Here is a 5066-nt window from a genome sequence, read left to right as displayed (position 1 = left end):
TACTTGTTCAGGGAGGCCCAGAACTCGTCGAAGCTCAGCAGGCCGTCGCCGTTCGCGTCCTTGGCGGCGATCACGGCGTCCGCGACGGGGCCGGTGACGAACGGGTCGCCCATGGCCGCCATGGCCGCCTTGAACTCGCCGGCCGTGACGAAGCCGTCACCGTTCACGTCGAACTTGCCGAACGTCGTCCGTGCGCTCTCGATGTCCGCCACTGGGTCCACTCCTTCTTGATGCCTTGTTGACCGGCCCAGGGTAGCGGCCGCCCCGGTCCGCCCCCGCCGCGGGTCCCGTCCGAGCGGCGGAAACGTTTTCCATTACCGCCCCGCAATACGGCACGGATAATTCCGGCCGCGCAGATCAAGATTTCACTTGGCATGATCCGGGGCCTCGTCATAACGTACTGGCATTACCGCCACACCAGGAGCGCCGGGCTCCCCGGGACAAGCGGCAGCAAGGGCGCCCCATCAGATGACGATCACAGCTGACGCATCGTTCGAAGGGCCGCCCCCACCCGCACCTGCGGACACATCCGGGGTCAGGGCGGGTCGGCGCCGGACCCTCAAGGGCGTGGCGGAACCAGGACGTCCACAGGCCGGTATTCACGTGCGGGCACATTCCGAATTCCGGTCGCACCCCGTCCACCGGCTACAGAACCGACGCGCCCTGCATTCCCTGGCGACCGATGATGAATTCCACAAGGGCCGCGAGAAGATGGCCCCTGCTTTCCGTCGACTCCTGTTGCCGGAGGGTGAATCGGTCCCGGACGGGCAGGTGCGCATCCGTTGCGGCACCCGGGCTGCGGCCCGCGGTGCCCGCCGAGAACCTCGTCCGGCGTACGGGCTTCCTCAAGCGGCTTCCGGAGCGCCTTCCGGTCGCCCGGTAGCCCGTCCTCCGACGCATGGGCGGCGGTGCCCCGGGAGCTGTGCGAGCTTCCGGGGCACCGCTGTGTACGGCCGCCCGGGACGGCTTGGTGCCGTGACCGGAAAGGGACCGGCGCCGGACGCCGCAGGCCGCGCCCTCCGGGCGCCCGGCGCTGCTTTTGGACACGCCCTAGCGGAAGATTCCGGTGTGGCCCAGCGAGTAGCGGCCGGGCTGCGGGTACACGGCGAGGCCGTGCGGTCCGCCGCCCACCGGGATCCGGGCGATCTGCTTGCCGGTCTGCGTGTCGAGCGCGTAGACCTCGGAGTTGTAGCGGCCCGACAGCCACAACACCTTGCCGTCGGCGGAGACCCCGCCCATGTCCGGGCTGCCGCCGTCCGGCAGCGTCCACTTCTTGGTGAGCTTGTTCTCGGGGAAGTTGAAGACCGAGATGGTGCCCTCGCCCCGGTTGGAGACGTACATCTCCTTGGAGTCGCGGCTCACGTAGAGGCCGTGGCAGCCCTTCCCGGTGGGCAGCAGCTTGGGAGTCTCGAACGCGTCCCCGCCGAGCACCCACATGCCGTGCGCCATCATGTCCGCGACGTAGAAGGTCTTCCCGTCCGGGGAGACCTTGACGTCCTGCGGCATCGCGCCCTCGAACGGCAGCTTCTGCTGGCCGACGACCTCCATGCGCTCGGTGTCGACCTTGAGGAGTTCACCGGAGAACTCGCAGCTCACGATGAAGTAGCGCCCGTCGGCGGAGAAGTCCGCGTGATTGACGCCGTAGCAGGTCACGGGGACCGTCTTCACCCGTTCCATCGTGTGCGGGTCGCGGAAGACCAGCTCCTTGTCCATCGAGGCCATGACGACGGCGTACTTGCCGTTGGGCGTGAAGTACAGGTTGTACGGGTCGTGCACCTCGACGGGCTTGCCGGCCTCGCCCGTGGCCGGGTTGATCGGCGTGAGGGTGTGACCGCGGTTGTTGTTGACCCACAGGGTCTTCAGGTCCCAGGAGGGCACCACGTGCTGGGGCTGGACCCCGACCGGGATGGTGTCGATGACCTTGTACGTCGCCGGGTCGATGACGGACACCGTGTTGGAGTTCGTGTTCGGCACGTAGACGCGGGACGGGAAGTCCTTGACCACGGGGGAGAGTTTGTTCGGCCGGTCCGCCGCGTAGACGTCGTTCGGATCGAGCACGGGCGGCATGCCGGGCAGACCGGGCGGGACGGCCGGCGCGGCCTTGACGGGCTTGGCCGGGCCCTTGGTGCCGAGCGCCTCGGCAGGTCCCTTGCCGGCCGATCCGCAGCCGGCCAGGGCGGCGACGACCAGACCGGCCAGCAGCACGGTGGCCTTCCGGGGAAGGCGGGTGGTCTTCATGGGGTCAGCAGCTCCGTGGTGGTCACCGCGCGCAGTTCGCGGCGCGCGAGTTCTTCGAGGAGGGGAGGCATCGCGTCGACCGTGTCCGCGTAGCCGAAGTGCAGGCTCACCACCGATCCGGGCCGGATCGTCCCGGTGACGGTGCGGATGACGGCCGCGGCACCGGGCGAGGTGAAGTCGAGGGAGTCCACGTCGTACGAGAGGACGTGCGGGTAGCCCGCCCGCTGGGCCAGCTTCTGGACGAGCGGGGTCGCGTACCGGGTCTGGGAGGGCCGGAACCAGGTGCCGATGGAGCCGGTGAGCCGCTTGAGCCGCTGGGCGCAGCCGGTGATCTCCGCGTAGGCCTCCGCCTCGGGCATGTCGTTGATCGCGAGGTGGCGCTGGGTGTGGTTGCCGAGCTCGTGACCGCCGTCGAGGACGCGACGGGCCAGCTCCGGGTGGGCGTCGAGCCAGGACCCGATCGCCAGTACGGTGACCCGCGCGCCGCCCTTCTCGGCCGCGGCCAGCACCGCCCGGGCGATGGCGGGGTCCCCGTTGCCGTGGAAGGTGAGGGCGACCCGGGGGCGGCCGCGCGGCCCGTGGCCGATCTCCACGGGCTGCCCGGCGAACCGGCGCGGGGCGGCGGCCGGCGCCGCCTGTGCCGGGCGGGCCGGCCGGGCCGGAGCCGGCGTCGGGCGGGAGGACGCGGGGAGGGGCCGACCCGGTCCGCAGGCGGCGGTGAGACCGGCCGCGGCGGTGCCGGCCGTCCCGAGAGCGGCCGCGCGCAGGGCCACGCGCATGGCCGCGCGGCGGCCTGGTTGTGAGAGCACCTGCCCATTTAAGGGGTGAATGGCCGGGAAGGTAATGATTGACCCAATTCAGTACGGTCGCCAGAAGGGGCCAACCGAGTGATCAGGTCGCTAAGTGATCAACGATTCACACAGAGCAGTCGATATTCATTCATAGATTGCTAGGCGAGTGGGCCACCTCACCTAGGATTTAGCTAGAAAGTCTTACGATTTGCCCACTTATGTCCAAGTAGAGACTTTTGGCGTTCCGGCCCTCGTCTGCCATAGTCGGATCCACGACTTCCCATTGACCCGAGCGAAGTCGCCACGCCGAGGATCACACCCCCTTGGATCCTCGGCGCACCCATGAAGCCCCCACCGCCCCACACGGCGCACGGGGGCTTCAGGCGTTCCGGGCTTCAGGCGTTCCGGGCTGGAGGTCCGGGCTCCAGGCGGTCCGGCGCTCCAGACGTTCCCGTGCTTCAGGTGTTCTGGCGGTCGGCGACCCGCATCTCGAACCAGGTGATCTTCCCGCGCGGCAGCAGGTCCGCGCCCCAGCGGTCGGACAGCTTGTCGACCAGGAAGAGGCCCCGGCCGGTGGTGTCCAGCTCATGGACCGGCATCAGGCACGGCAGCCCGCGCGAGGGGTCGCGCACCTCCACCCGGATCCATCCCCGGCGCCGCAGCATGCGTAAGCCGAAGGAACGGGCCCCGGTGTGCCGGACCGCGTTGCCGACGAGCTCCGAGACCAGCAGGACGGCGTGCTCGGCGATCTGCGGGGAGAGGCCCCAGAGGCGGACCACCACACACTGGGTGAGCCGGCGCGCGGTGCTCGCCGACTCCGGCATGGACGGCAGCGTCACTTCGGCCTCGGCCGGATTTCCGTACAACTCAAGCGCTTTGATGCCCTGTTCGTCCTCAACGGCCGCCGTGAGCCGTACCGCCGAAGCGCTGCCGCGCTGCCGCGGCTGTTCCACACCCTCCAGGCCCGCCATGCCCCCCATCATGGAGTGCCGACCCTGCCTCCCGGGCCGTTCCGCAGGAAAACACCCCCCGGATTCAACAACTCCAAGGGGGTGTTCTGTCATATGCGAGAGGCAACCGGGGGGCCTAGGCGGATGGCTTGACCTGCGGTGACACGTCGCACGGAAGTGATCACAGTGAGTGGATCACCGATTCGCCTTAAGGCTGTCTTAAGGCCTGGCTAATCCACCCCCAGGGAGGACCACGGTCCCCGGCCGAGAGCTCGGCTCAGACGAACTTCGCCTTGCCCGGGCCCTCTTCGACGAAGCTGCGCATGCCGCGCTCGCGGTCCTCGGTGGCGAACAGGCCCGCGAACCAGTTGCGTTCGATGGTGAGGCCGGTGTCGATGTCGGCCTCCAGACCCGCGTCCACGCACTCCTTGGCCGCGCGCAGCGCGATCGCCGGACCCTGCGCCAGCTTCGCGGCCCAGGCGTGCGCCTGCTCGTACACCTCGGCGGCGGGCACCACCCGGTCGACCAGGCCCAGGGTGAACGCCTCATCCGCCTTGACCATCCGACCGGTGAAGATCAGGTCCTTGGCCTTGGACGGTCCGACCAGCCGGGACAGCCGCTGGGTGCCGCCCGCACCCGGGATCAGGCCGAGCAGGATCTCGGGCTGGCCGAGCTTGGCGTTGTCGGCGGCGATCCGGTAGTCGGCGCACAGCGCGAGTTCGCACCCGCCGCCCAGCGCGTAGCCGGTGATGGCCGCGACGACGGGCTTGGGGATCCGGGCGACGGCGGTGAAGGCATCCTGGAGCGCGCGGGACCGGGCGACCATCGCCGCGTGGTCCATCGTCTGCATCTCCTTGATGTCCGCACCCGCCGCGAACACCTTCTCGCCGCCGTAGATGATGACCGCGCGGACGTCGGCCCGGTCGGTCGCCTCCACCGCGAGCTCGCGCAGCCGGTCCTGGGTGGCGATGTCCAGGGCGTTCATGGGCGGCCGGTCCAGGCGGATGGTGCCGACACCTTCGGAGACTTCGAGAGAGATGGTCATACGGGCCAGGTTAGCGGCGGTTAACGCGATGTGGCCCGGTGC

At 69.5% G+C, this 5066-nt stretch carries 5 protein-coding genes; all 5 read right to left on the bottom strand.

Going from position 1 to position 5066, the window contains the following annotated elements; translation table 11 throughout:
- Nucleotides 1–212 (bottom strand): EF-hand domain-containing protein (locus ACWGIU_RS29455; protein ID WP_453710834.1); only part of this gene is annotated, 212 nt, incomplete at its 3' end.
- An 838-nt stretch (nucleotides 213–1050) separates the two neighbouring features.
- A complete protein-coding gene (locus ACWGIU_RS29450; RefSeq protein ID WP_453710832.1) occupies nucleotides 1051–2238 on the bottom strand; it encodes a YncE family protein in 1188 nt (395 codons plus the stop codon).
- Nucleotides 2235–3017 (bottom strand): polysaccharide deacetylase family protein, encoded by a 783-nt coding sequence (locus ACWGIU_RS29445; protein ID WP_453710835.1) that lies wholly within the window; start codon nucleotides 3015–3017, stop codon nucleotides 2235–2237. The genes ACWGIU_RS29450 and ACWGIU_RS29445 overlap by 4 nt, the downstream gene beginning before the upstream one ends.
- Before the next feature lie 470 nt (nucleotides 3018–3487).
- A complete protein-coding gene (locus ACWGIU_RS29440; protein ID WP_453710830.1) occupies nucleotides 3488–4012 on the bottom strand; it encodes an ATP-binding protein in 525 nt (174 codons plus the stop codon).
- Between the two features lie 244 nt (nucleotides 4013–4256).
- Nucleotides 4257–5024: an enoyl-CoA hydratase/isomerase family protein gene (locus ACWGIU_RS29435; RefSeq protein WP_453710828.1), complete on the bottom strand. Its 768-nt coding sequence runs from the start codon at nucleotides 5022–5024 to the stop codon at nucleotides 4257–4259.
- Nucleotides 5025–5066 lie beyond the last annotated feature (42 nt).

Source organism: Streptomyces sp. NPDC054840 (assembly GCF_053611065.1).
The sequence above is the reverse complement of the archived record's forward strand: the minus strand, read 5'-3'. Positions and strand labels throughout refer to the sequence as shown.